This is a genomic window from Pseudoalteromonas sp. NGC95, assembly GCF_015864705.1.
GTDB lineage: Bacteria > Pseudomonadota > Gammaproteobacteria > Enterobacterales > Alteromonadaceae > Pseudoalteromonas > Pseudoalteromonas arctica.
Genome location: NZ_JADYWR010000014.1, coordinates 62,635 through 88,044, shown reverse-complemented (window position 1 = coordinate 88,044; position 25,410 = coordinate 62,635). Strand labels below are relative to the sequence as shown.

Sequence of the window (25,410 nt, the reverse complement as noted above, 5' to 3'; positions counted from 1 at the left end):
AAATGGCATCTTTATTGCTAGTAATTACACTATAGTAATTATTTGACATAATAAGGTGCTGCGTATGAAAGCGTTTGCTTTAATCCCCCTCATTTCTTGTGGTTTGCTGAGTGCGTGTGGAGGAGATGGCGGTGATAGCGATAATACAGTTGTAGAAACATCTGTTAATGCTGGAACCGATTTACAAATTATCGAAAAAACTGAATTTACCATCACAGCACAAGGTTCCCCCGCTGATGGTACGTTTTCATGGCAACAAGTTAGCGGCCCAAGCTTAGAAGGTTTTCCGCTTGATGGTGCTGAGCAAACATTGACAGCCCCTGACGTAAAAACTGATAGTGAAATAATCTTAAGAGTAAGCTATCAAAGCACCGGTAGTAGCGCTGTTAGTGACGACATTTCTATTTCAGTGAGCTCTAATAATCAACTTCCTCTTGCTGTTGTTACCCAAACATCTCCTGAAACACTTCCTTCTGTATACAAAGATACAGTTACTTTGAGCGCTCTTGAGTCGAGCGATCCTGATGATAATGGCCAAATTGATAGTTACTTGTGGCAACTGCTATCAGGTCCTGATTTAGATATTGCTAGCTTTAATGAGTCAACTCTTAGCTTTTCTCATCCTTTACTAGAAAGTAACGTAAATTTGTCTTGGCAGCTAACAGTCACTGATGATGAAGGCGGTGAGGCGAGTACTCAATATTCGATGACGCTTAACAAAACAAATGAGTTGGTGGATGCAAATGCAGGTGCTGATCAAAATATTGAGGAGTTTGAACAAGTAACACTTGATGCAACGAATAGCGAAACTGTTACCGATACCTATCAGTGTAAATGGCAACAACTTACCGGTAATAGCGAAACATTAAGTAATAGCAACCAATGTACAACGACATTTTTTGCCTCTGATGTAGATACCGAGACCACATTGAGCTTTGAAGTAACGGTAACCGACTCAAAAGGACGTACCGATACAGATTCTTTATTTGTTGATGTATCACCAAAAGCGCTTGGGCTTATAAACGATAGTGGTGTTGGTGAGTGTTACAACAATACACAACGCATTAACTGTGAAAGCGATGATTTTCCAGAGCAAGATGCAGAGCTCGGACGCGATAGCTATGCAAATCGTTTAGATAAGGTTGGCAAAGGTAATTTAGCGTTTGATTACACTAAACTTAATCAGTTTGCTGATGAAGTTGGTGATGATAGTAGTGACTTTACCTGTATACGCGATAATGTTACAGGGCTTGTATGGGAAGTAAAAACTGAATCCTCTGGAGTATTGCCAAATACAAGTTTGCGTGAAGGGCAAAATCATTACTTTTGGGATTTGGGCGATACTACTTTTACCGATACCAGTACAGCCAATTCAACTTGTCCGGATGATACCAGTTGCGGCGTGCAAAGCTATATAAACGAAGTGAATAGCTTAGATTTCTGTGGTGGTACAAACTGGCGCTTACCAACTTATAACGAGCTTTTAGGTTTAATTGATTACGGGAAACAAGGGCAAAGAGTGCTAATAGACGAATCGTTATTTCCTTATATTCCTCAATCAGGTGATATAGAAAATGTGGATTTACCGTATTGGACCTCGCAAACTGCAGCCGATGGTACAAGTTTATCGCAAGCGTATATTATAGATATGAGTAATGGTAACGATCTTGCTTATCCAAAAGAAAATACTGCGTATGTTCGTTTAGTTAGAAGCCGTTAGGAGAAAATAATGAAATTAAAATTACTCTATGTACTAGCAACTATAAGCTTGAGCTTTAATATTGCAGCGGCGCAAACGTGCTACGACGGTGCAGATACCACAACGCCGACAGATAGATTTACTATAAATACAGATGGCACAGTGTCAGATACCGAAACTGGCCTTATGTGGCAACGTTGTAGTTATGGGCAAATTTATAATACAGAGACGCAGCTTTGCGAAGGCTCTACACCTTCTCTTACTTGGCAAGAAGCACTACGCGGTGCTAAAAATGATACAACTGCAGCTTACGATGATTGGCAAATGCCTAACATTAAAGAGTTGGCGAGTATTTTAGAGCACAGTTGCACCGAGCCGAGCATTAATGAAGAGGTGTTTTTTGGTACTAAGCTTCAAAACTATTGGTCAAATACATCGGGTGTGAGCACGATGAGCTCTGCATGGGTTTATCAATTTGATAGTGGGCTGAATAGCTTGCACGCCAAAACTAGTAATGTGTATTTACGGTTAGTTCGCTACGAAGAATAAAGTACTTACTAAGATTAGACCGATGAAAGTGCAGCCTTAAAACCGCTGCATTTTTTTGTTTTACATAAATTTACGTTATTTCAATAATAAAGCGCTTACAACGTTGTCAGTTAGTGCGTTTTTTTGCCATTATAGGCCGTGATTTAATTACGAAGGAACATCACGGTGTATTTAAGCTATTTTGGCCTGAATGAAAAACCTTTTTCAATTTCGCCCAACCCTCATTACTTATTTTTAAGTGAACGACATAAAGAAGCCTTAGCACACCTTACCTATGGATTAGGTGAAGACGGTGGTTTTGTATTATTAACAGGCGAAGTGGGTACTGGTAAAACTACAATTACCCGCAGTATGTTAGAGCAGTTACCTGAAAACACGCAAGTAGCGATGATCCATAACCCAGCACTTTCAGAGCTAGAGTTATTGGCTAGTATTTGTGATGAGCTCAACATTAGTTACGATGCTAATAATGCGACGCTTAAAAGTCTTACCGATATTATAAAAAAGCACTTAGAGACCAATAATAAATCGGGTGGGCACACCATACTTATAATTGATGAAGCGCAGTTACTTGCCCCTAATGTGCTTGAACAATTACGCTTGCTAACAAATATAGAAACCGATCATAAAAAATTATTACAAATAGTATTGGTTGGTCAACCTGAGCTACAAGAGCTTTTAAAGCGCAATGAATTAAGGCAACTCGCCCAGAGAATAACAGCTCGTTACCATTTATTACCACTTACGCAAGGCCAAACAGTTGCTTACATAAAGCATCGGTTACATGTTGCAGGATGTGATAAAGGAATTTTTTCGATGGATGCCATGCAAGCTGTTCATCAATTAACCGGTGGTGTGCCACGATTAATGAACTTGGTATGTGAGCGAGCTTTGGTAGGCACTTTTGCAAAGCAGCAGTTGATAGTTGATAGCGATATAATAAAAAAATCAGCACATGAGTCATTACCCATGGATTTTGTAGCGCCAGTTAATGAGGCCAACAAAGCAACGTCATTTGTACCATATAGCCTTGCATTCGTTGCTTTATTTGCCGTAGGCATTGGGCTTTCATTTATTTTATAGTTAGGTAAGTTATGTCTTATTTATTAGATGCGCTAAAGCAGTCGCAGCAATCAGATATGAGTGCTGAGCAATACGACTTACAATCAGAGCAGTTAAAGCAACAGCAAGCACTAAAGCGTTATAGACGATTAGCGTTAGTATTTGGTACAAGCTTAGCTGCTTTTATTGCGGTAGCTGGTGGGTTTACTACTGGTAAGTGGTTTCAAGGTACTACTTTATTAAACACATCGGAACCCGCTGTAATTAAGGTGGTTGAAAGCGAAAAATCGTCACCTAAAGAACAAGTTAAAGAGGTAGATGCCGCAGTTGAAAAGCAGCAAATAGCTAAGTTAGAACCCGCTAAAATAGCTCCAAATAATACTGCAACGATTGAAGGACAACTTGTACATGTGCAAACACCTAATGGTGTACAGCAAATGTTATTAACGCCTAATGGGCAATATATTCCTATGCCATCGAGTCCGGTCACGAGCGCAACGGGTTATAATCAGCAGAACGTGCAACAAGTAATGCCAGTTCAAAATTATAATCAGCCAGTATTTAATCCACAAAATAATTACAATCCAAATAATACACAGAACGCTTCGGTATTTGGGCAAAGTCAAAATACAGCATCAGCTCAACTAGATATGAGTAAATATAAAGTGCTAGGTAAGCCAATTAATGGTAACAACCAATCTCAACAGATGAGCGATCCTGAGCTTGAACAGGTGCCTACAACACTTAAAAATGCGTTTGCGCAAGCTATACAAGACGTCGAAAAAAATCAGGATTATGAAGTTACCCATGCATCAAAAACGTCATCACGTGTTGAGCCTGTAGAATTACTACCAGATGGTTTGCAATCAATGTTGCCTAGTATTAAATATCAAGCACATATTTATTCATCGAGTGCTGACAAACGTTGGATCAAGCTAAATGGCCGAGAGTTACATGAAGGAGAGAGCATAGGTGCTTTAACTGTAAGAGAGATTACACCTGAGCAAAGTGTACTTGATTTTGATGGTTATGAGTTTAGCTTAAAGGCTTTGCAAGACTGGCCGCAGTAAACGTTTAGCTATTATGTTGAGAGCTCGGTAGAATGTTGAGCTCTCAATATTACTTAGGGTAATATTGAGTTTTTATAAAAGCGTTCTAAATCAATATTATATTCTTTAGGTTTCACCGCTGATTCAAGGGTATCTAAGGTTTTTTTATTAGATAAATCGATATCTTTTATCTCTGTATAGCGACTATGTTTAGCGCTGTAAAATGTTTTAACGATAGGCTTTAGTGGTGTACTGGGATTACTCTCGGTCACTAAACCAACTTTTTGACTCGATAATCTGACGAGCGTTCCTACCGGATGAATACCAATACATTGAATAAACTTATTAAGCAGCACGGGATCGAAGCTATCTGGGCATCCGTCTTTTAGTATTTTAAACGCTTTTATTGGCTCCATGCCTGCTTTGTAAACACGTTCTGCGGTAAGTGCATCGTACACATCTACAATTGATGCCATACGTACGTACTGACCTATTTCATCGCCCTTTTTACCAAACGGATAGCCTTTACCATCAAGCCTTTCATGATGCATACCTGCAATATCAACCGCAACACCCGTTAAGCCGGCTTCTTCTAATATTTCTTTACTGAAAAGCGAGTGCATTTTCATTATTTTAAATTCATCATCGGTAAAGCGACCCGGCTTATTGAGTATTTCATCAGGGATTTTTATCTTACCAATGTCGTGTAAAAGTGCGCCGGTAGTCAGTTCAACGATAATGTTTTTTTCTATACCTAAATGCTTAGCGAAAATCCCCATTAATATCGATACATTAATAGAGTGCTCAAGTAGGTAAGCATCTTTTTGGCGCATTTGGGTAAGGCAGGCTAGGGCATCTTGGTTTCTAAAAACAGAGTCCATAAAGCCACTTGCCAGCTCTTTGAATGGTGCAATATCTATATCGCGGCCTGCTTTAATATCTTTAAATGCTTTTATTTGCAGTGTTTTAGCTTCGTCATACAGTTTTTTTGCCTTTCCCATTTCTTGTTCGGCACTGTGTGTTTTTTGCCAAGGGTCACGCTTTATTCTTGTTGCAGGTACAGCAATAGGAGCTTTTTCAGGGACTGAGTCAATGAGGGTTTTATCAGGGTCGATTTCTACTTCTAAAATACCTGCTTTTATTAGGTTATTAATACCAGCCTGAGTTTTAACCCAGCCTTGATTTTTAATTTTAATACTGCCAGTTTGTCTAGTAACGCTTTGCACAAACATACCAGGCAGTAACTGACCAACAGGAATTATTTTCAAATTTATTACTTCTATTGTTAATCTTTCATTAAGCTAACAAATATATACGTTACTACCTAATAAAAAAGGCACTTTTCAGTGCCTTTTTTATTTTTTAGTTAAAAAGCATTAGCTTAATTATTCATCATCTTCAACAAGCGTCATTAGTGATGTGTTACCACCTGATGCTGTTGTATCAATACTGATTGTTTTTTCAGTAATAAGACGTTTGATTAATGTATCGTAATACTCAGAGCTAATTACCGGTAAAATAGCACCTTTACGCTGTGCAAGCTGTTGGCTAAAGTAGCCCAAGCGAGACGAGCGAGCAGCAACTACCGCACCGGCTAAATGAGGGTGCGCCAAAATAGCTTGTAACTGGTTAGGTTTAGCTACTTGGAAAACACCTTCTGCAACACCTGTAGAGATAAATTTATCTTTAAAGGCAACGGCTTCATCATAAAACAGCTCAGACGCTACAGTAATTACCGTATTACCTGCGGCAATAGCAGTGATGATAGACAATGCCCAGAAGTTAAATGATGTGCTCTTATCTGCATAACACACTACACAACCACGTGCTTCTAGATGAAGTGTATTAGACTCACCCGTTGGCCCAGGCAGGGTAGTAAACTTACGCATGTGCTTTTCAAGGCGGTTAAGTTGTGCACGTGCTTCTGATAATGTTAATGCTAAGTCGTCTGCTAAATCGTCGATAATTTCTACCGTCGCGATTTTAGCAAGCAACTGACGTACAGCCGAAACACGGTCGTTTAGTGGTGTTGCACGCCAGATTTTTTCATCGCGCATTGAGTTGGCCATTAGCTTTTTAACTTGCTCATTCGCACCGCTGTAGTGGTGTAAATCAAGCTCGTCAGGCGTTAGGTTAGTCATTTGTACGTTATCTGGTGATGCTTTTTCTTTTACTAAACGTTGTAGGTAGTTAGGGCCACCGGCTTTAGGGCCAGTACCTGATAAACCACGGCCACCAAACGGTTGCACACCAACAATGGCACCAATCATGTTTCGGTTAATGTAAACATTACCCGCACGTGACATTTTAGCAAGGTACTCACAGCGCTCTTCAATACGTGAATGAACACCCATTGTCAGACCATAGCCCGTGTTATTTATTTGATCCATCACATCATCAAGTTCATTCGATTTAAAGCGAACAATATGAACACATGGGCCAAATACTTCACGTTTAAGTACTGATAAGTCTTTAATTTCGTATAAACGAGGAGCAAAAAAGTATGCGCCATTTTGAGTATTATCAGGAATTTTACATTCGTAATGAAGTATAGAATTACCTTTTAAGTACTCAACGTGTTCATTTAAGTTTTTAAGTGCTTTTTCATCAATTACCGGACCAACATCAGTTGATAGTAACGATGGGTCGCCAATGTGTAACTCAGCTAGAGCACCTTTAAGCATTTCGATAATGCCATCAGCTACGTCATCTTGAATGAATAAAACACGAAGAGCAGAACAACGTTGGCCAGCACTTTGAAAACCAGAACTGATCACATCGTCAACTACTTGCTCAGGAAGCGCCGTTGAGTCAACAATCATACAGTTTTGGCCACCTGTTTCTGCAATTAACGGTACTTGAATATCGTTACGTGCAGCAAGTGTTTGAGAAATTAATGTGCCTGTTTCAGTAGAACCTGTAAACATAACCGCTTGAATGCGCTCATCAGGAACAATTGTTTTACCTACTTCTGAGCCGCGAGCGATAACCGGTTGAACAACGTGCTCAGGTAAACCAACAGATAGCATTAGTTCAATGGCACGAAGGGCGATTAAACTTGTTTGCTCAGCAGGCTTAGCAATTACAGTGTTACCTGTAACAATCGCAGCAGCAACTTGACCTAAGAATATTGCAAGCGGGAAGTTCCACGGGCTAATACATAAAATAACGCCACGGGCTTCAAAACGCTCATCTTTAGATAACTCTTCAGCGCGCGCTGCGTAGTAACGACAAAAATCAACCGCTTCACGCACTTCATCAATACCATCTTGCGCTACTTTACCCGCTTCTTTAATACAGATAGCGACTAGTTCATCATGATGACGCTCTAAAATGTCAGCAACGCGGCGCAGTAAATTAGCACGCTCTTTTACTGGTGTTTGTGACCATGATTCAAGTGCCGCTTCAGCGTTAGCCAGTAATACTTTCATCTCTTCGCCAGTTTGTAACTTAACGTGGCCGATGATTTCTTTGTGATTTGCTGGGTTTTTAACAGCCAATGAGCCTTCTGGTACTTGGCTTTGCTCAATTAAGTGCTCGTTAAACCATGTTTCAAGATTCTCTTTGAAAGGGGTAATAACATTAATATCGGTTAAATCCATGCCTTTAGAGTTAGCACGTTCTTCACCGTATAAATCAATTGGCATTTTTATTTGCGTATTGTACTTATTACGCAAGCCTTGCAATGTTTCTACAGGGTCTGGTAGTAATGATTCAACAGGTTTTGTTGTATCTACAATCGCGTTCACAAATGATGAGTTAGCACCATTTTCTAACAAACGACGAACAAGGTAAGCAAGTAGGTCTTCGTGTTGACCAACTGGGGCATATACACGGCATTGAATTTTTTCTTCGTTAACGATTTGGTCGAATAATGATTCACCCATACCGTGCAAACGTTGAAATTCAAAACCTGTGTTATCGCCTTTCGCTACTTCTAAAATAGTCGCGGCAGTGTAAGCGTTATGTGTAGCAAATTGTGGATAAAGTACGTCGCGCGCTTCAAGCATTTTAATTGCACATGCTTTGTAAGAAACATCGGTTGTTGCTTTACGAGTAAATACAGGGAAATGCTCTAAACCATCTTGTTGTGTGGTTTTGATTTCAGTATCCCAGTACGCGCCCTTAACTAAACGTACCATCATTTTACGACCAACACGGGTTGCAAGGTCTGTTAGCCATTCAATTACAAAAATAGCGCGTTTTTGGTACGCTTGAACTGCTAAGCCAAATCCTTGCCAATCACCAAGATCTTCATCACTAAATACCGCTTCAATTACATCTAATGAAATATCTAAACGGTCAGCTTCTTCAGCATCAACGGTAAAGCCGATATCGTATTTCTTAGCAGCAAGCGCAAGCTCTTTTAACTTTGGTACAATTTCTTCCATCACACGGTCTTTATGAGTGAACTCATAACGTGGATGAATAGCAGAAAGCTTAACTGAAATACCAGGGCTCTTAATTGGACCACGACCATTTGCCGCTTTACCAATCGAGTGTATAGCATTCATGTAGCTGTCAAAGTAACGCTTCGCATCTTTCATTGTGCGCGCGCCTTCGCCTAGCATATCGTAAGAATATACATAACCTTTTTGCTCTGTATCGGCAGCACGTTCAATTGCTTCGTCAATGGTACGACCCATAACGAATTGCTTACCCATAATTTTCATAGCAAAATTTACAGACTTACGAATAACTGGCTCACCTAAACGACCAATGGTCTTTTTAAGCATGCCGAACTGTTGTTCTTTCGTTTTGTCTGTGTAGTTAACCATTTTACCGGTAACTAATAATCCCCAAGAAGACGCGTTTACGAATAAAGAATCGCTGCTGCCCAAATGAGAGCTCCAATCACCTTTCGCTAACTTGTCACGAATCAGTACATCTTGAGTTGCTTTGTCTGGTACGCGAAGCAGCGCTTCGGCCAAACACATTAATACAACGCCTTCTTCACTAGAGAGTGAAAATTCATTTAAAAGCGCATCAACACCGCCTTGCCCATCTTGCTCTTTACGAATGTTTAAAACAATCTGGCGGGCTCTTTCCCAGGCACGACTTCGTGCTTTTACGCCTACTTCTGCAAGCGGTAAAATATGATCAATAACCGCATTTTCATCTATGCGGTAGAAGTCACGGATTCTTTGTCTAATAGGACAAATCGTTGTTAAATCGCCGTTGAATAACATAAGCAACCCTCAGGAGTGTTAAGAATTAAAGTAAAATTAATTACCAATAAATTACCAGTGATATTGTGAGTGCATTCTAATTAAATTTCAGCAGAATATGCTGGTTAAATTTCGCGTTTTACGATAATTTACAGGGCATAAATTTAACTTATCCGCATAAAATTCTGTTATGACAATTCCAAATAGATTACGCATGCTAGATCGTATTGATTTAGCCATACTAGACGTTCTGCAAAAGAACGGCAGAATTTCAAATGTTAACCTCGCAAAACAGGTTAATTTGAGTGCAAGCCCGTGTCTTGATCGTGTAAAACGATTAGAGCAAGAAGGCTATATCGAAGGCTACTACGCTAAGCTTAGCGAAGCAAAGCTTAATCAAAGCTTAGTAGCACATGTTCAAGTGTCGCTTGTTGCTTCAAATACAGCAGTATTTAAGGTATTTAGAGAGCATATACTAAGAATACAACAAGTCGTTGAATGCGACATGGTGGCAGGCGGTTATGATTATTTATTAAAAATCCGCGTGTCTAATATGGAAGAATATAGACAAGTTCTTGGCGACTTAGTCGATATTCCCGGCGTGGGCACTCATCATACTTATATGGTGATCGAAAAGATTAAAAAAGACGAAGGGCTGCTAATCGACGTTTAAGCTTTTCTTAAGTAATAAAAAACCGCAATTGCGGTTTTTTATTTTAGTAGATAAAGGCTATACCAAATAGTTAGTACATCACCTTATACATAATTTATTACGACCTTCCGACTTCGCTCTATATAAAGCCGTATCAGCCGCGCATATTAATGCCTCAGATGTTCTGTACTGATTATCGTATTCACATGCTAAACCCTGACTTACACTTATTTTTACATTCGCAGGTAAACCGAGATCTCTAAAATTAATGTTGAGTATTTTTTCTTGAATACGCTTAGCAATCATTTGTGCATTTGAAATGTGCGAACGAGGCAGCACAACAGCAAACTCCTCACCACCATAGCGTGCTACTAAACTGTCTTTAGATGGTAAGCACTCTTCAATTGTACTAGCGACTTTTTGAAGGCACTTATCACCTTTTACATGGCCAAAGTTATCGTTAAATAATTTAAAGTAATCAATATCAATAAGTATAAAGCTAAGAGGCTGCTTGTTAACTATGCACTCTTGCCAATTTTTAATGATGGTTTTTTCTAAAGTACAGCGATTAGCAATACCAGTGAGATGATCAAGTCTGGCTACGTTTTCCAGTACTTTATATTTTTTAACGTGCTTTGAAATATCATGCATTATACAAATAAAAAGTGGGGTACTTGAGACTAGCGATTCGGGTAAACATGATATAGATAACTCAACATCTAAACAGTTACCATTGTTTTTTCTTATTTTAACTTCTTTCGGACCATGATTGAGTGGTGTTTGATAGTTGTTTTTCCAACTTTCAAACATGTATTGATAGTCATCGCGATACTGTTCTTGTAAACAATCTTGCCATTTTTTACCTATTAATGAGTCAGACGTAACATTAAAAAAACGAGCTGCAACGGGATTTACTGATTCAAACACTCCATCTGCATTAACAATAAAAATAGCATCGGCCATGACATTAGTGACATTAATAATTGCGCTTATTTTTTCATTGTTAACGGTATTAGAAATGCTGCTGATTAATGCAGATACAGCGTTGTCGGTGTTGTTTGCTCTGCTATTTTCATTATTGTTAGACATGGTGTTGCTCATTTTTATTGTTAATGAAACTTTATGTCTAGCAGTTTATTTAATTTATGTTTTTTAAACCTTTCGGTAACCTTCTTTTTTAATTTGTTGATTTTATTTGTTTTTATTGAAGTGTGTCAATGCTTAGCTAAAAGGTAGTTAGGTTATAAATAAATTGCACAGGGGAAATTATGCTTGTGCAATTTAAAATCAATAATTAATTTTTGTCTTTATTTATAACTTGTGGGTCAGGGCTTGAATAAGGTTTATCATTACACTCAACGTTAAATATTAAACATGCAGTGCCTGAGTTTTTTGCTGTATCGGTGACGGTGATTGCTTGGCGGTTATCACTAAGTTCATAACTGAAATCTTGGGCACATGTTCCGATTTTATTAGTAATTGTAGCCCCCGTGAAAAAAAAGCCTAGCCCAACTGTTACAGGAGTTAAAGTGTAAGTACCTGCAGTTTCGGCTCTTACTGTATCGCCGCCGTCAACGGCTTTACCATTTTCTGTATAGCTAAAAACGGCCTCTTTTTTATCGTTAAACTCAATATGTACTTGAAAATCGACTTTTTCTAAGGTGGTATTCATGTTATTTCCTTTGTATTTATAGTTTAAAGTCAGTAATGCCTAGTTTTATCAGGCTTGCTGTTATTGCTGGTATTTCGTTTGCTCGGTTTAAGCAGGTATATGCTTGTACCTGCGGGTACTTTACGTGAATACTTTGGTTTATTTTTACTGTTTGAGTAATAGCTTTAAGCGCATTTACGCAAAATTGCTCTCGCTGTTCGCTGGTCGAAGCTAATTTAGCTTTGAGCAGGTTTATATTTATGGGAGCTAAGTTATCTCTATTCTTCATTTTATTGGTTATGTAACGTTTATATTCGCCATCATTCTCAAGGGTTGTTAATAACTCTTGCGCTTTAAGAGGGAAGTTTCTGTCAATAAAATAGCGAGCCAGACTAATTTGTGTATTAATAGAATTGATACTATTAAAACCTTGTGATTTTAAGAAGCTAATAATTTTTCCTATTCTTGAATCTACTTTTTTGTCATAAGACAACATTATTAATTGCGCTAAAGAGCGATAATACATATGTTGAAATTCATTATTTTCTGGATCTTGCTTTAAAGCCTCATTTATATTTTCATTCGCAAAGCGAGCTTTTAAATAGGCCATTTTTTTATCAGGTAAATAGCTTAGTAAATAGCCTTGTTGCATATATATTTGCTGACATATAAAAAAGACTCGCGTCATCAGGGTAGTGATTAGCCACCTTTTTGACCACAGCAACTGCATTGTCCAATATATACACTGCAGTGTTGAAGTTACCAAGCATACCTTCAGTTTTTGCAAGCCAACTAAGGGTATCTGCTTTATCACGCAATAAGTTTTTATTGTTGGGCTTTAGCACAAGCGCTTCGTTTTTAAGAGTAAGTGATTCGGTAAAGCTCTGTTTTGCCGCTTTATAATTAAATTGTTTTAAATACAAAGATCCCCGCGAATTATGTGAATACGACAACTCCATAATGGAATTAAAATCATTCGCTGCTAATGAATACATGGTTTCGCTATATATATGGTACTTTTTAAATAATGGCTCAGTGGCAGCGTAATCACTTTTATCATAATGAAGCTGGCCTAACCAAAAGGCATTGGCACCCGCAAGCGTTAGTAATTCTATATTGTTAGGCTGTATTTTTAATAATGCCTCAAGGCGGGTGCGGGCGTTTTCAAAGGCGGTAAAGGCTTCATCGGTTTTACCCCGTGAATAAGCTACTTCACCCATTGCTTCGAGGGTTTGTGCGTACTGGAAACGGTTGTTAAATTGTGCTTTATCATCGCTAAAGCTAAAGAGTGAACCTGATTCGTCTGTTTGATTTGTAAAATATTCAAGTGCTTTATTACTAATACCATCAAGTAAGTCCATACGCTTTACGCTACGCAGTTTGTCGGCAAAGTCACCCACCATAAACCCCAGTAAGCTTTCGGCCTCAAGCTGTTTTTTTTGCGCATGTTGCTGGGCCTTAAAACTAGTAAAGCTCATTAATAACGCGGTGAATGTAAGTAAGCACAATAAAGCAACGGTCACTCGTTTTACTCTTATTTTTGCTTTTGTTTTTTTAATAGAGCTTTTGATAAGAGCGTGCTCGTTATCATCTAATTTAAACAGTTTGTCGTTAAGTAATAGCTGCGCTTCTTGTAGCGGTTTACCTGGCGCTAGGAGGTAAGCACTACTTTTACCTTCATCTATCCAATTTTGCGCTTGGTGTTGTAAACGACTTTTTATTGCTAAGGCATCTTTATGGTCATTAATCCATTGTTTTGCGCGCGGCCATTGACGTAATAATGCCTCGTGAGCAAGGCTAAAGCAGGCTTCTTGGTTTTGTAAATGCGATACAAATAAACGGCTATCGACCATGGCTTGCACAAGCTCTTTTTGGCTTGTGTTCGTTAATATTTGCCAGCGGGCAGCGCGGCTCGTAATGGTTTTACCATCTGGGTTTAAAGTGATCAGTTGTGATAATACGCTTTTTAGTTGCTGCTGTTGCTCATTACTAAGGTCAATAAATATATCTTCTGCTTTTTTGCCTATGGCGCCCTCAATACCCCCGAGTTTTGTGTAAACACTGTGCAGTAGCTCGTTACTATCACTGCGCTGCAAGTACAGCTCTTGCAATGTGTATTGCAGCATGGGTAATGCATCGGGGTTATTAGCTGTATCGGCGCACAATATTTCATCCAGTGGTGTTTGGGTTTGTGGGTCATTGGAGAACGTTAAATTAGCGGTTAGCGCTGGCAGGCGAATAATTTGTTGGAGCTCTTGGCGGTTTGGCGGTGTTAAATCGTAGTGGGCGCCATGAGCTTTGCCTGCCATTAGACTTGGTTGTTCAACCACTAAAGGGTAAAAGTCGTTACGACACGCACTAAATACAATCACAGTTTTAGAGGTTGCTAAGCGCTCAATAACCGATAAAAAATGGCTGTGGTGTTTTAAGTTGTGTAGAGGCTTTGCTAAGTGCAATTTGTATGGCGTTGATTACGCCATCGATTGCCAGTTCTAGTTGCTCTGCCAGTGTTTGCGCGCTTAATCCTTCAAACACAGGCTGGGCATTTATATCCCAATCAAGTAATGCAGAAGCTAAATCTAAAAAAAGTCTATTTTTATGAACATCTGCAAAGTCGATCTGGGTGTAGGAAATAACCCCGATGCCATTATAGCCTCGCTCATCTAGCAGTTTTGGTAAAATTCCAGCATTAACAAGCGAGGATTTACCTGTACCGCTAGGGCCAAGTATTAAGCAAAAAGCACGACCGTAATTTACCTGGCTAGATATCCTTTCCAGCAGGGTAGCTATGGATTGGGTGCGGCCAAAAAAAACGTGGGTATCATTTGGGTCATATGCACGCAGGCCTAAAAAAGGGGATCCTCCTTGCCATGTACTTTTAGTGCTTGGGATAGGATCAGCTAATGGAAAAGATAATTTTGCAATAATGCGGTAGCCACGTTTACGGATAGTCTCAATATAATGTGGTTCATTGGCTTTATCACCGAGCGCTTTTCTTAACTGAGTGATAGTTTTATGTAAAGGATTATCGCCAATATCAGTATTTTTCCAGCATTTATCGAGCAATTCATCGCTGCTTACAATGTCGCCATTTTGTTGACACAAATGCAATAAAACATCCATCGCTTTGGGCTCTAACTGTTTGGCTTTACCAGTGAGCTGAATTGAGTTAGTTGAAGGTGTTACTTGCCAATCGCCTAGGTAGAAGGGGTTGCGCATCATAATTACTCATTATTGTTTTTTTATTATTAAAATTAAGTGCGTATTGGTATTTATTAACACTATTTATATGGCAAATAAATCTATAACACAACTATTTGAGTTTATTCTGAGGAGAGGGGATAGGAAAGAATGAGCTTGCAGATATGCAAGCTCAATATAAAAATAAATTAGCTTTCTAAATCGGCTTTGTTAATTGTAATGACGCGTTGAGGGAATGGGATTTCAATATCAGCGTTATTAATTGCTTTATAAACACCGCCATTAATAGCCAGCTTGGTTTCAATAATTTTAGTGGTAGGTACCCAATATCGGTAGCTTATTGTAACACCGCTATCGGCAAAGCGTTCAATACCCACTTGTGATAACGGATTTTGTGCGACTAATTCGTGTGCTTTAAGTACGTCTTCAATAAGGCTAATCGCATTATCAGAGCAAGCACTATAGGCTATGTCTATTTCACCTTTGACCAATGAGTAACTAAATGAGTTATGAAGTATTTCACCTACTATATGCTTATTTGGAATGGTGATTTCTACTTTTTCTTCATTGATTAAAATAGTGTAGCCAAGCTCAATTGTTTTAACTTGGCCGCTTACATTTTTAACTTCAATAGTATCACCAACAACAAAAGGTCGAGTGGCTATAATGGCAAGGCCCGCACCATAGTTAGAAAGCATTCCTTGCAGCGCTAAACCAGCACCTAAAGATGCAGCACCAATGGCTGCTACAAATGGCGTAACGCTGATACCTATTTTGCCAAGTGCAATAATTATAACCATTACAATTAGCAGTACTTTTACCACGCTACTGACAAAGTTAGTAAGCGTAATGTCAACGTTATGACGGGTCATTAACGCGGCTACAAATTTGGCAAGCTTTTGTGCTATCCACAAACCAATGAGGACGATAAAAATAGCGCCAACAATTTGCATACTGTAGGTAACCATATACTCAGTAAGCATGGTGTAATATTTTTCAAACTGTTCGATTTCAGAACTGATCATAAAGCGCTCTATGTTAGGGCTATGTTGTATTTTTCCAACTATAGCAAAATGTTGACTAAAAATGGATATAACAGCGGCACTATAATTGCTGTTAATAAAGCACTTAGCGCCATTGCAACTGAGGAGTAAGCGCCTACTTTTGGATGCTCAGCAATAGCAGCAGCAGTCCCAATTGCATGACAAGCTGTGCCCATTGCAACACCTTGAGATTCGTGATTAAAAATATTAATGAGTTTAAAAAGCATAAAGCCAAATAAAGCGCCTAGTAAACCAATAAAAATAACTAAAGCCGCAGCAAGAGAGCTAATCCCCCCTAATGAGTCAGTAACAATTAAAGATATTGGGGTTGTGACACTGAGTGCGGCAACAGATGCACTTAGCTGCGCAGGCGCATTAAATAATATGCTTAGCAAAAATGCCACAACGGTTGCGTTAACAATACCTAAGCTACATGTTGCGACTATGAGTAATAGATTTTTTCGTACGTGTGTAAACTGCTGATATAAAGGAAGTGCTAAAGCTACAATCGCGGGCTCTAATAACCAGCTTAGTAATTTGCTGTGCGAGGCAAATTGCGCATAAGGCAGATTTAGGTCAATTAGTAATAAAGCGATAATACTAATACTTAAAAATACGGGGTTAGTGAGCGATTTAAATACGCTGTTTTTTATACTTTGGTTTACGGCTCTTAGTGCTAAAAACAATACAATAATAAAAGGAATACTTAGCCACCATAAATTAGGCTGTAGCTCTGAAATAGCGGAAAAAGTAAAATCAGTCATTATTTTCTCTTCCCTTAAAGTACGCAATTACACTGCTAACAAGCAACAAGGTAGTTATAGGGACTAGCACCACAACTGAGGCTAAAAATGCCCAGTGCGACCTTATAAGGCCGAGATGTTCAATAAATCCCACACCCGCAGGAATGAAAAAGATAGGCATAATATTTAAAATAGGGGAGGCGCATGGTTTTACATGTTGCTCTTTTACAATACCCGACAAGAGTAAAACTAATAAAATAACCATAGCGAGTAACGGTGCAGGAAAGCTTCCACCAATAAAGTGCATAATGAGTTTAGCGCAGGCTAAACATAGTAAAATAATAGCGCTACTGAGCAGATATTTCATCAAAGTGGCTCACAGAAAAGATAAGAGCTTAACTTTAACAAATCAAACTCTTTTATGCATTGTGCAATAGTCTACCAGTGCTTTGTATTTGCGTAGGTTATATTCGCTTTTCCTTTTGCTTTAGCAATTGCTTTTTTAGTGTTTGGGTTTAACAATAAGCGAATTTGGCTGAAGGTTTCTTTAGCGAGTATTTTTCGTTGGTTTGGTTTATAGCTAAGTTGTGTAATGCGTTTAATTGCAGCGAGCGTATCTGGTGAACGCTCAAGTAATGTATCGAGCATGTTTTGCGTTGCTTGGTGAGTATCATCGGTAAGTTTAGTAACCAAACCTAGCTCATTTGCTTGTTGTGCAGTGATTGGGTTTGCGTGGCTTGCAAGCCAAAGTGCTTGGTCGCGCTTAACTAAACCGCTCATCATTACATTTGCGCCCATATCGGGGCACAATCCCCAACGCGCTTCCATAATGGCAAGTTTGGCATCAATATGAACAACTCTGTAATCTGCCCCCAAAGCTATTTGCAAACCCCCCCCTAAACAGTTGCCATCAATTTGTGCAATAACGGGCACACTCAGTGACTGCCAGCCTAATACTACTTTTTGCGCTAAATTTTGATTGCCTGGTAACCATTTAAGCAATAATTTTATAATATTCAATGGTGCCGCCATTACGGCTGATATATCAAGCCCTGCACAAAAATGCTCGCCATCGCCCTTTATTACCACAGCACGAATACTGCGATCTCTTTTTATATTTTTAATGACTTTGTTTAGCTCTACAAACATTTCAAAACTTAATGCATTTTGTTTTTTTGCTCTGCTAAGCGTGACGGTTGCAATGCCATTTTGTTTTTCTAGTTTTATCATTACACACTCCTCTGACCTGTTGCTTGAGCTTATGTTGTTATAGGAATTAAGTAAAGTGACGGTATTTTTTAAATAAATGGAATTTATTGCTAAAGCCGTAGTCTTAAAGGATTGGTTTTAGATGAGAAAAAGCTAAACAATTCGAACCTAAGATAATAAAAATATTTTACGTTGTTATTTTAACTTAAATAATAAAAGTAATCTTTATATTCAATAGGTTAGGTGAGTTGTTATTTGTCGTTTTAGTTGTATGCTGAATAAAGCATGACTCGGTTACAAAAAAGTCAGTGTTTTACGCTTTTTTTTATCAAAATGATGATGAGATTTGATAATATAGCGCAACTTAAAAGCTTAAGGTTAAGCACATATGTCGGGTCCACGTTTATATACGGTAGAAGAAGCTACTCACCAAGCTTATGATATTTTTTTAGAGTTAGCGCCAAATAACTTGAGTGAAAAAGATGTTGAAGACTTTAATGAGTTTAGAGAAGACCTAGGCTTTATTGAAGAAGACGAGCCAGATGACCAGTGGCAAGACTTTGTAGCCCTTGAAATAGAGCCTGAGCACTTTATTCAGGTGTTGGTTGGTTTAGAATTTGAAAACGATGATGTTTTGTTTGCTAAAATTTTGATTAGTCGTGATAAAGATGCTCCGTTTTGTCATATTTTATGGAAAGAAACTGAATAAGCAATACGGCTTATTTTTATAATTGTGTGCAGAGAGAGTATTGTGCGTAAGTATTTATTTTTAATTTTTTTAATAATTAGCAGCCCAAGTTGGGCCGTTGATCCATTTGAAGATTTTCATGAATATGGCAAGCTCTCTGATGAAGAAATTCATGAGTTACACAAAGGTGACATGTTCTACGGTGATACTGAATTTGGCTTTATTCTAAGTAAAGGTAACACCAATTCGACCAGTTTTAAGCTCAAAGGTAATTTATACCAAGACTTTGAAAAGTGGCGTAACCAATTTAAAATAGACTCTCTTTATAAGCGTGATGAGAACGATGAAAGCGGTGGCACTGATGTTACAGCTAATCGTATTTTTGTATCAGCGCAAGGTAACTATAAAGTTGGTGTTAAAAACTCCTCATTTTTTATTTACGGTGATTACGAAGAAGATGAGTTTAGTGGACTTGATTTTAAAAGTACGGTGGCGACAGGCTATGGTGCACGTGTATATCAAGGCTCTAAAAACAAAGTAGATATTGATATAGGACCTGGTTTATACCGTTCAGTAGCCGATGAAGATTCGGATGTGAGCGAAGATGAAATTAATAAAACCGGTTATTTAGTACGTGTTGCAATGCAGTGGGAACGTTTGGTTTCTAAGCGTACTCGTTTTAATCAAGATGTGAGTATAGAGCAGTCGCTCTCAGGTCTTAATTCTCGCTTAAAATCGGAAACCGCACTAATAAGCCAAGTGATTGGTGCGGTATCACTCAAATTTACCTACATGTATCGTTATAATTCAAAACCCGAAGATGATAAACTCAAGTTTGACTCAGAGCTGAGTGCTACATTGGTGTACAGCTTTTAAGTATTTATTTAATTTAGAGAATATTATGTATCAGCATAAACAGTATGCGGTGTTTATCTTTTTTGTATTAGCGTGGATAGGCGGTTTTGTAGCGCTTGCATGGAACTTGTTAGGCGCTGATGGACCTTTAATTATATTTGCTGGGATTTTAGTGCTGGTGGGCTTTTTGTTCCATGGTCTAACAGTAAAAGTAGATGATAAAAAAATTAGCTGGGCGTTTGGCCCAGGCGTTGCAGGGCAAAGTATTGAGCTTGGCGAAGTAGTAGAAGCTAAGGCAGTTCAAAACTCTTACAGACACGGTATTGGTATGCGAATTACTCACGATGGTTGGGTGTATACAGTATCTGGCTTTAGTGCAATACAGCTAACGCTTAAAGATGGCACTTTGTATCGAGTTGGCACAAACGATCAAAAAGGTTTACTCGCCGCTCTAAAAGAAAAGAATGTATCAATCGCGCTGTCTAGTAAGGCAAAAACTGAAACGGTTAAGCGCAACAATATGATATAAAAAAAGCGCCCTAGGCGCTTTTTTCTTGGTTTAACAGTGTATTAGTGGTCGTGACCACACCCACCTTCACCATGTACATGACCATGAGTGAGTTCTTCTTCGGTTGCATCACGTACTTCTAGTATCTCTACATCAAAGTTAAGTGTTATGCCTGCAAGTGGGTTATTACCATCTACAATAACTTCTTCATCTTGGATATCGATGATCATTACTGATTGGTCACCATCATCTGTTGATGCACGAAATTGCATGCCGACTTCAATTTCCATACCTTCAAACATCGACTTAGGTACAGCTTGCATTAGGTTATCGTGGCGTTCGCCATAACCTTCATCAGGTTCAACTTTTACGCTAAGTGTGTCGCCTGGTTGTTTGCCTTGCAAAGCATTTTCTAGGCCTGAAATTAAGTAGCCTGTGCCAATGATAAAGTGTAGTGGCTCACCACCGAACGAATTATCAATGCTATTGCCATCATTATCCATTACCGAATAATGCATTTTTACCACTTTGTTTGCCGCAACGATCATAGTCATTCCTATTTATTCATCTTCAAGAGAGTAGGGTAGAGGCAGAATGCTTAGCTCCACCTGAGGTGTGTGTTTTGCACGAAGTACCTGAGTTACATCAGTATCGTTTGGCAACACAACGAGGCCTGTTAATTTATTTGTTTGTTCATTAAAGCTTTGTGCAATAAGTTTACCCGCACGGCGCCAATTTTCGCCTAATTGGGTTTCTAAATCGGGCTCTGAAAGTATCCCTTCGCTTTGACCTGAGACTATATACATTGCACGCTTATTTTTACCTAGGTACTTCATGCGAGCCACAGTTTCTTGACCGGTATAACACCCTTTTTTAAAGCTTATACCGTCAATAGCATGTAGGTTTACCATTTGAGGAACATACTCGCCAATTGCATCTGCACTTAACTGAGGTTCACCTGCAAGCATAGATGCTTGTTGCCAAGGAGCTTCGTTATCAAGTGTAGATACGTCATCAGGCATACTAAACTGGCTATCGACCATCAATAAAACACGGTTATCAGCTAATTTTAGTGCTTTACCGCTTTCAAAGTCACACGCGCTCGCATCACCTTCAAAGTTAATATCAAGTTGTGCGAGTACATCCGATAAATCATCACCAATGAGACCAATTAATCGCTTTGAACATGCACTAATGTCAACTTTTGCAAATACGGCATACTTTTTTAGCTCAGCTAACGATTTTTCTACTTCGTTTTCGCTGCCTGTAAGGTAGTAGCTGTCTTGATAAGAAAATAATTTAAATACGCCCCAAAGTTTACCTTTAGCGCTGCAATGGCCAGCCCACAAATAATTACTGCTGGTTAATTTATTTAGATCTTGAGTGATTTGCCCGTGTAAATAAGATAATTTATCAGCACCGCAGAGGCTAATAAGTTGATGAGATAACGGACATGCATAAACGCTCGACATAAAAACCTTCTTTGCAATATAAATGAAGTGACATAATAACGCAGTTGTTACGTATGGTACAGACAAGCGCTTATTGGTGCGGGTTTATTCTTTAATGAGAGATTAATAGCTGCTAAATAGGCTTGTGTTTGTTAAACTCGAGTCAATTAAGTATGAGGTTTAAAATGGTTGAAATTCATAGTAAAGCACGTATTCGTTGGGCTTGCCGTCGTGGCATGTTAGAGCTTGATGTTTTGTTTATGCCGTTTGTTGAAGAAGCATACGACTCTTTAAGCGCAGAGCAACAGGCTATTTTTCAGCGTTTGCTAACAGAAGAAGACCCTGACTTATTTGCATGGTTTATGGGTCATCAAGAATGTAAAGATGAGCAGTTAAACGGTATGGTTTCGCTGATCTTAGACCGAGTTCGTGTATAGGTTTACAGTTACTAATAATAACGCTGACCACAAACCTATTGTGGTCTTTTTTTGCATGCTCAGTTTAATATTATGTTTATTTTTAGATTCGCTACTAGCTATGCTTTTTTGTCTGATAATTAATATATTAGCTGGCTTTTTAGTGTGGCAAAAAGTGTTGGCAATTCATCCAAACCATGGCGTTATAATTCTAGAACCCAAGCTATTTAGGTTTGAGGGCGAGGGTTTAAAAATTCAGGGTGAAATTAGTAAAAAAAGCCGTTTTTATGGCAATAATATATGGCTACACATTAAAGGTTTTAGTAACAACCATTGGCTTATAATTTCAGCCAATGGTGTTAATGAACAAAGCTATGCGCGTCTAAAACGTGCTACTTTAAGCGCGATTAATTGCGTTTTGGAGTCAAAATAGTCGGTGTTGGATTTTCATTTTGTTCAGGGTAATCAATAGTATAATGCAGGCCTCTGCTTTCTTTTCGTTCCATTGCACTTCTAATAATGAGTTCTGACACCTGTACTAAGTTACGAAGCTCAAGCAAGTTATTACTTACTCTAAAGTTTGCATAATAATCGTGTATTTCTTGCTGCAGCAACTCAACCCTATGCAGTGCACGTTCTAAGCGTTTAGTAGAGCGTACAATACCTACATAATCCCACATAAATAAACGTAGTTCATGCCAATTATGGGTAATAACAATTTCTTCATCAGAGTTACTAACACGGCTTTCATCCCAATGAGGTAGAGCCATTGGCTCTGGTGCATGTTCAATTTTACTTAAAATATCTTTAGCTGCAGCGTGGGCAAATACAATACATTCCAATAATGAATTACTTGCCATACGGTTTGCACCATGTAGGCCTGTGTAAGCGACTTCGCCAACAGCATACAAGTTATCGAGATCTGTTTTACCGTTAAAGTCGGTCATTACGCCACCACAAGTGTAATGCGCAGCAGGTACAACTGGGATTGCTTCTTTTGTTATATCAAGCCCTACACTTAGGCATTTTGCGTAAATAGTAGGAAAGTGCTCAATAATAAAGTCTTTATCTTTGTGGCTAATATCTAAATAAACACAATTAGCACCTAAACGCTTCATTTCAAAATCGATTGCGCGTGCCACTATATCGCGTGGAGCAAGTTCTTCACGACTGTCAAAATCTTTCATAAAACGAGTGCCATCAGGTCGTTTTAAATAAGCCCCTTCACCGCGCATAGCTTCTGTAATTAAAAAGTTTTGTAGCTCTGGATGATAAAGGCTCGTTGGATGAAATTGATTAAATTCCATATTGGCAACTTTACAGCCTGCGCGCCATGCCATTGCAATGCCATCACCACTTGATACATCTGGATTAGATGTATACAAATACACTTTGCTTGCGCCACCAGTGGCAAGAGCAACAAATTTAGCTGAAATGGTTTCTACCTTTTTAGCTTTTTTGTTCCACACATACATACCTTCAATGTGTGAGCCTGTTTTTCCGGCGCTTTTATCTGTAATTAAATCAATAGCATTGTATTGCTCTAAGAGCGTTATATTCTTATGAATTTTAACTTGGCTAATAAGCGTGGTTTGCACAGCTTTGCCAGTAGCATCGGCTGCATGCAAAATACGACGATGGCTGTGACCGCCTTCACGTGTTAAATGAAAACGCTCTTTTCCTTTGCTATCAAACTCCATATCAAAGGGAACACCTTGGTCGATTAACCACTGTAGGCAATCGTGAGCATTGCTGGCAGTATAATGAACAGCGTCTCTGTCGCATAAACCGCCGCCCGCATCGAGTGTATCTTCAACATGAGATTCTATGCTGTCGTTTTGTTTATCAAATACAGCTGCTATACCACCTTGAGCATATAAAGTAGAACCTTCTGTAAGCGCTCCTTTACTGATCACGGTAACGTTACAATAATTAGCTAGAGATAATGCAAGTGATAAGCCTGCTGCGCCGCTACCTATAATAGCGACATCTGCAATGTGATGTTTATTTTGGTTCATGTCAGAGGTACTTTGCGGTTACAATGCTCGTATAGAGCAATATTTGTTTTTAATATCTGTAGTTGTACCATATTTGTCATACTACTACGTAGTGATTTTAAAGGCTTAGCGCCGTTATTTATCATCTATTTTATAAAAAAATAATATTAAGCAGAACTTTTTATTCATAAAGAGGTCAGAGTATTTGTGAACAATGACGACAATATGAATAACAAGCAAAAATCAGACATAGGAGTACCGGCTCGAATGAGCGAGCAGGAATTAGATTTAGTGCTAGTAAAAAGGGTCCAGCAAGGAGATAAAAACGCCTTCAACCTATTAGTAAAGAAGTATCAAAACAAAATTGCAGGTTTGATCTCACGTTATGTATCAAACCAAGGCGATATTGCTGATGTAGCACAAGAGGCTTTTATTAAAGCTTACCGTGCACTTCCAAACTTTAGAGGTGACAGCGCCTTTTACACGTGGTTATACCGTATTGCCGTTAATTGTGCTAAAAATTACTTAGTAGCCCAGGGGCGTAAGCCGCCAGCAAATGATATAGACGCTGAAGATGCCGAGTTTTATGATTGTGCAGATTCAATGCGATCTAATGCATCTCCTGAAAACCTACTTTTAAGCGAAGAAGTACGCGCTGTTATTTTTAATACGATTGATAGTTTGCCTGAAGATCTTAAAACCGCAATCACCCTTAGAGAAATCGAAGGGATGAGCTATGAAGAAATAGCAGTGGTAATGGATTGCCCGGTCGGGACTGTGCGTTCGCGTATATTTCGTGCCCGTGAAGCAATAGATAACAAATTAAACCCATTAATAGGCGAGTCTTAGTATGACAAAAGCACACCTTAACAAGTTAGATAACGAAGCGTTATCGGCATTACTTGATGGCGAGCAACATCTGACTGATGCAAAAATTGCAGAGCAAGATGTAACTACGTTTGGCCGTTATGCGTTAATTGGTGATGCGATGCGTGCTCAAAAAAATAATAACGACATACATATTGATATTAGCGATCGCGTTGCATTAGCACTTGAAAGCGAGCCTGTTTATGCTGACTTTAGTCAGTCAAAAACACAGCCTCAAGCAATCACTGAGACGGTACAAGATAATAAAGTAGTGGCTTTTAATTGGCGCAAGCCAGTTGCTCAACTAGCAATTGCAGCCAGTGTGGCAATGTTTGCTATTGTGGGAGTTAATACGCTTCCTCAAAGTAACAACGAGCAACAAAGCGAAATTCCATTACTACAAACCACACCGCTGACAGGTATGGCGTCGCCAGTAAGTTACTCATCTGAGCCTGCGCTTGAAAATGCAGAGCAAGGTTTACGTGAATTACAGCAACAACGTATTGGTGCATTAGTTCTTGAGCATCAACGCCAAGCACGAGTTGCGAATTCTTTAGAAACAGCGCAAACTAATACCAAAGCGTCTGAGGAAAAAAACTAAT

23 protein-coding genes and 1 pseudogene are annotated in these 25,410 nt (G+C 38.9%); 12 read left to right on the top strand and 12 right to left on the bottom strand.

Features of this window, described 5'->3' with window-relative positions; genetic code table 11:
* The first annotated feature begins 64 nt into the window (after window positions 1-64).
* From I6E70_RS13705 to I6E70_RS13690, 4 genes are all read left to right on the top strand, one after another.
* Window positions 65-1,720 carry an Lcl C-terminal domain-containing protein gene (locus tag I6E70_RS13705; RefSeq protein WP_197188933.1) on the top strand — a complete coding sequence of 552 codons (1,656 nt, stop codon included), beginning with the start codon at window positions 65-67 and terminating at the stop codon, window positions 1,718-1,720.
* A 9-nt stretch (window positions 1,721-1,729) separates the two neighbouring features.
* Window positions 1,730-2,248, top strand: a complete 519-nt coding sequence (locus I6E70_RS13700; RefSeq protein ID WP_197188932.1) for an Lcl C-terminal domain-containing protein — start codon at window positions 1,730-1,732, stop codon at window positions 2,246-2,248.
* Between the two features lie 165 nt (window positions 2,249-2,413).
* Window positions 2,414-3,331, top strand: coding sequence for an ExeA family protein (locus tag I6E70_RS13695; protein ID WP_024592309.1), 918 nt, complete (start codon window positions 2,414-2,416; stop codon window positions 3,329-3,331).
* A gap of 11 nt (window positions 3,332-3,342) precedes the next feature.
* On the top strand, window positions 3,343-4,380 hold the full coding sequence (locus tag I6E70_RS13690; RefSeq protein WP_197188931.1) for a general secretion pathway protein GspB: 1,038 nt from the start codon (window positions 3,343-3,345) through the stop codon (window positions 4,378-4,380).
* 53 nt (window positions 4,381-4,433) lie between these two features.
* Here I6E70_RS13690 and I6E70_RS13685 read toward each other — a convergent pair whose 3' ends face one another.
* On the bottom strand, window positions 4,434-5,627 hold the full coding sequence (locus I6E70_RS13685; protein ID WP_197188930.1) for an HD-GYP domain-containing protein: 1,194 nt from the start codon (window positions 5,625-5,627) through the stop codon (window positions 4,434-4,436).
* A 117-nt stretch (window positions 5,628-5,744) separates the two neighbouring features.
* A complete protein-coding gene (gene putA / locus I6E70_RS13680) occupies window positions 5,745-9,548 on the bottom strand; it encodes a bifunctional proline dehydrogenase/L-glutamate gamma-semialdehyde dehydrogenase PutA (protein WP_010553201.1) in 3,804 nt (1,267 codons plus the stop codon).
* 169 nt (window positions 9,549-9,717) lie between these two features.
* Between putA and I6E70_RS13675 the strand changes: the two genes are divergently transcribed.
* Complete coding sequence (locus tag I6E70_RS13675; protein WP_024598591.1) at window positions 9,718-10,200, top strand: winged helix-turn-helix transcriptional regulator; 483 nt, start codon at window positions 9,718-9,720, stop codon at window positions 10,198-10,200.
* A gap of 78 nt (window positions 10,201-10,278) precedes the next feature.
* Here I6E70_RS13675 and I6E70_RS13670 read toward each other — a convergent pair whose 3' ends face one another.
* From I6E70_RS13670 to I6E70_RS13640, 7 genes and pseudogenes are all read right to left on the bottom strand, one after another.
* Window positions 10,279-11,268 (bottom strand): sensor domain-containing diguanylate cyclase, encoded by a 990-nt coding sequence (locus I6E70_RS13670; RefSeq protein WP_197188929.1) that lies wholly within the window; start codon window positions 11,266-11,268, stop codon window positions 10,279-10,281.
* Between the two features lie 205 nt (window positions 11,269-11,473).
* Window positions 11,474-11,851 carry a DP-EP family protein gene (locus I6E70_RS13665; RefSeq protein ID WP_197188928.1) on the bottom strand — a complete coding sequence of 126 codons (378 nt, stop codon included), beginning with the start codon at window positions 11,849-11,851 and terminating at the stop codon, window positions 11,474-11,476.
* 16 nt (window positions 11,852-11,867) lie between these two features.
* A pseudogene (locus I6E70_RS13660) lies at window positions 11,868-15,052 on the bottom strand (nSTAND1 domain-containing NTPase).
* A 167-nt stretch (window positions 15,053-15,219) separates the two neighbouring features.
* Window positions 15,220-16,056 (bottom strand): mechanosensitive ion channel family protein, encoded by an 837-nt coding sequence (locus I6E70_RS13655; RefSeq protein ID WP_002958733.1) that lies wholly within the window; start codon window positions 16,054-16,056, stop codon window positions 15,220-15,222.
* Window positions 16,057-16,094: 38 nt separating this feature from the next.
* Window positions 16,095-16,838, bottom strand: a complete 744-nt coding sequence (locus I6E70_RS13650; protein ID WP_197188927.1) for an LrgB family protein — start codon at window positions 16,836-16,838, stop codon at window positions 16,095-16,097.
* Window positions 16,831-17,184, bottom strand: a complete 354-nt coding sequence (locus tag I6E70_RS13645) for a CidA/LrgA family protein (RefSeq protein WP_197188926.1) — start codon at window positions 17,182-17,184, stop codon at window positions 16,831-16,833. The genes I6E70_RS13650 and I6E70_RS13645 overlap by 8 nt, the downstream gene beginning before the upstream one ends.
* A 71-nt stretch (window positions 17,185-17,255) precedes the next feature.
* Window positions 17,256-18,047 carry a crotonase/enoyl-CoA hydratase family protein gene (locus I6E70_RS13640; RefSeq protein WP_197188925.1) on the bottom strand — a complete coding sequence of 264 codons (792 nt, stop codon included), beginning with the start codon at window positions 18,045-18,047 and terminating at the stop codon, window positions 17,256-17,258.
* Between the two features lie 367 nt (window positions 18,048-18,414).
* Between I6E70_RS13640 and I6E70_RS13635 the strand changes: the two genes are divergently transcribed.
* From I6E70_RS13635 to I6E70_RS13625, 3 genes are read left to right on the top strand one after another with little or no spacing between them, the layout of a single operon-like run.
* Window positions 18,415-18,735: an HI1450 family dsDNA-mimic protein gene (locus I6E70_RS13635; protein WP_007581697.1), complete on the top strand. Its 321-nt coding sequence runs from the start codon at window positions 18,415-18,417 to the stop codon at window positions 18,733-18,735.
* A 42-nt stretch (window positions 18,736-18,777) separates the two neighbouring features.
* Window positions 18,778-19,590, top strand: coding sequence for a DUF481 domain-containing protein (locus I6E70_RS13630; protein ID WP_197110895.1), 813 nt, complete (start codon window positions 18,778-18,780; stop codon window positions 19,588-19,590).
* 25 nt (window positions 19,591-19,615) lie between these two features.
* Window positions 19,616-20,098, top strand: coding sequence for a hypothetical protein (locus I6E70_RS13625; protein WP_197110897.1), 483 nt, complete (start codon window positions 19,616-19,618; stop codon window positions 20,096-20,098).
* A gap of 41 nt (window positions 20,099-20,139) precedes the next feature.
* Here I6E70_RS13625 and I6E70_RS13620 read toward each other — a convergent pair whose 3' ends face one another.
* Both I6E70_RS13620 and ygfZ read right to left on the bottom strand, forming a co-directional pair.
* Window positions 20,140-20,625, bottom strand: coding sequence for an FKBP-type peptidyl-prolyl cis-trans isomerase (locus tag I6E70_RS13620; protein ID WP_007581704.1), 486 nt, complete (start codon window positions 20,623-20,625; stop codon window positions 20,140-20,142).
* 12 nt (window positions 20,626-20,637) lie between these two features.
* Window positions 20,638-21,549, bottom strand: a complete 912-nt coding sequence (gene ygfZ, locus I6E70_RS13615) for a CAF17-like 4Fe-4S cluster assembly/insertion protein YgfZ (protein WP_010553210.1) — start codon at window positions 21,547-21,549, stop codon at window positions 20,638-20,640.
* A gap of 164 nt (window positions 21,550-21,713) precedes the next feature.
* On the opposite strand from ygfZ, the gene I6E70_RS13610 reads away from it, so the two are divergent.
* On the top strand, window positions 21,714-21,965 hold the full coding sequence (locus tag I6E70_RS13610) for an FAD assembly factor SdhE (RefSeq protein ID WP_007581709.1): 252 nt from the start codon (window positions 21,714-21,716) through the stop codon (window positions 21,963-21,965).
* Window positions 21,966-22,020: 55 nt separating this feature from the next.
* Window positions 22,021-22,377, top strand: a complete 357-nt coding sequence (locus I6E70_RS20710; protein ID WP_007581712.1) for a hypothetical protein — start codon at window positions 22,021-22,023, stop codon at window positions 22,375-22,377.
* On the opposite strand, the gene nadB is transcribed toward I6E70_RS20710, so the two are convergent.
* Entirely contained in the window at window positions 22,352-23,962 is a 1,611-nt protein-coding gene (gene nadB, locus I6E70_RS13605) for an L-aspartate oxidase (protein WP_007581714.1), read from the bottom strand. The two genes, I6E70_RS20710 and nadB, sit on opposite strands and share 26 nt — an antisense overlap.
* A gap of 246 nt (window positions 23,963-24,208) precedes the next feature.
* Here nadB and rpoE point away from each other — a divergent pair, with 246 nt between their 5' ends.
* Both rpoE and I6E70_RS13595 read left to right on the top strand, forming a co-directional pair.
* A complete protein-coding gene (rpoE, locus tag I6E70_RS13600; protein ID WP_002958721.1) occupies window positions 24,209-24,790 on the top strand; it encodes an RNA polymerase sigma factor RpoE in 582 nt (193 codons plus the stop codon).
* Window position 24,791: 1 nt separating this feature from the next.
* The gene (locus tag I6E70_RS13595; protein ID WP_007581717.1) at window positions 24,792-25,409 is read left to right on the top strand and encodes a sigma-E factor negative regulatory protein; all 618 of its coding nucleotides are present in this window, start codon (window positions 24,792-24,794) and stop codon (window positions 25,407-25,409) included.
* Window position 25,410 lies beyond the last annotated feature (1 nt).

Coding starts and splice junctions, on each gene's coding strand:
- I6E70_RS13705 (WP_197188933.1), top strand. CDS start 65: ATGAAAGCGTTTGCTTTAATCCCCCTCATTTCTTGTGGTTTGCTGAGT.
- I6E70_RS13700 (WP_197188932.1), top strand. CDS start 1,730: ATGAAATTAAAATTACTCTATGTACTAGCAACTATAAGCTTGAGCTTT.
- I6E70_RS13690 (WP_197188931.1), top strand. CDS start 3,343: ATGTCTTATTTATTAGATGCGCTAAAGCAGTCGCAGCAATCAGATATG.
- putA (WP_010553201.1), bottom strand. CDS start 9,548: ATGTTATTCAACGGCGATTTAACAACGATTTGTCCTATTAGACAAAGA.
- I6E70_RS13675 (WP_024598591.1), top strand. CDS start 9,718: ATGACAATTCCAAATAGATTACGCATGCTAGATCGTATTGATTTAGCC.
- I6E70_RS13670 (WP_197188929.1), bottom strand. CDS start 11,268: ATGTCTAACAATAATGAAAATAGCAGAGCAAACAACACCGACAACGCT.
- I6E70_RS13665 (WP_197188928.1), bottom strand. CDS start 11,851: ATGAATACCACCTTAGAAAAAGTCGATTTTCAAGTACATATTGAGTTT.
- I6E70_RS13655 (WP_002958733.1), bottom strand. CDS start 16,056: ATGATCAGTTCTGAAATCGAACAGTTTGAAAAATATTACACCATGCTT.
- I6E70_RS13650 (WP_197188927.1), bottom strand. CDS start 16,838: ATGACTGATTTTACTTTTTCCGCTATTTCAGAGCTACAGCCTAATTTA.
- I6E70_RS13645 (WP_197188926.1), bottom strand. CDS start 17,184: ATGAAATATCTGCTCAGTAGCGCTATTATTTTACTATGTTTAGCCTGC.
- I6E70_RS13640 (WP_197188925.1), bottom strand. CDS start 18,047: ATGATAAAACTAGAAAAACAAAATGGCATTGCAACCGTCACGCTTAGC.
- I6E70_RS13635 (WP_007581697.1), top strand. CDS start 18,415: ATGTCGGGTCCACGTTTATATACGGTAGAAGAAGCTACTCACCAAGCT.
- I6E70_RS13625 (WP_197110897.1), top strand. CDS start 19,616: ATGTATCAGCATAAACAGTATGCGGTGTTTATCTTTTTTGTATTAGCG.
- I6E70_RS13620 (WP_007581704.1), bottom strand. CDS start 20,625: ATGATCGTTGCGGCAAACAAAGTGGTAAAAATGCATTATTCGGTAATG.
- ygfZ (WP_010553210.1), bottom strand. CDS start 21,549: ATGTCGAGCGTTTATGCATGTCCGTTATCTCATCAACTTATTAGCCTC.
- I6E70_RS13610 (WP_007581709.1), top strand. CDS start 21,714: ATGGTTGAAATTCATAGTAAAGCACGTATTCGTTGGGCTTGCCGTCGT.
- I6E70_RS20710 (WP_007581712.1), top strand. CDS start 22,021: ATGCTCAGTTTAATATTATGTTTATTTTTAGATTCGCTACTAGCTATG.
- nadB (WP_007581714.1), bottom strand. CDS start 23,962: ATGAACCAAAATAAACATCACATTGCAGATGTCGCTATTATAGGTAGC.
- rpoE (WP_002958721.1), top strand. CDS start 24,209: ATGAGCGAGCAGGAATTAGATTTAGTGCTAGTAAAAAGGGTCCAGCAA.
- I6E70_RS13595 (WP_007581717.1), top strand. CDS start 24,792: ATGACAAAAGCACACCTTAACAAGTTAGATAACGAAGCGTTATCGGCA.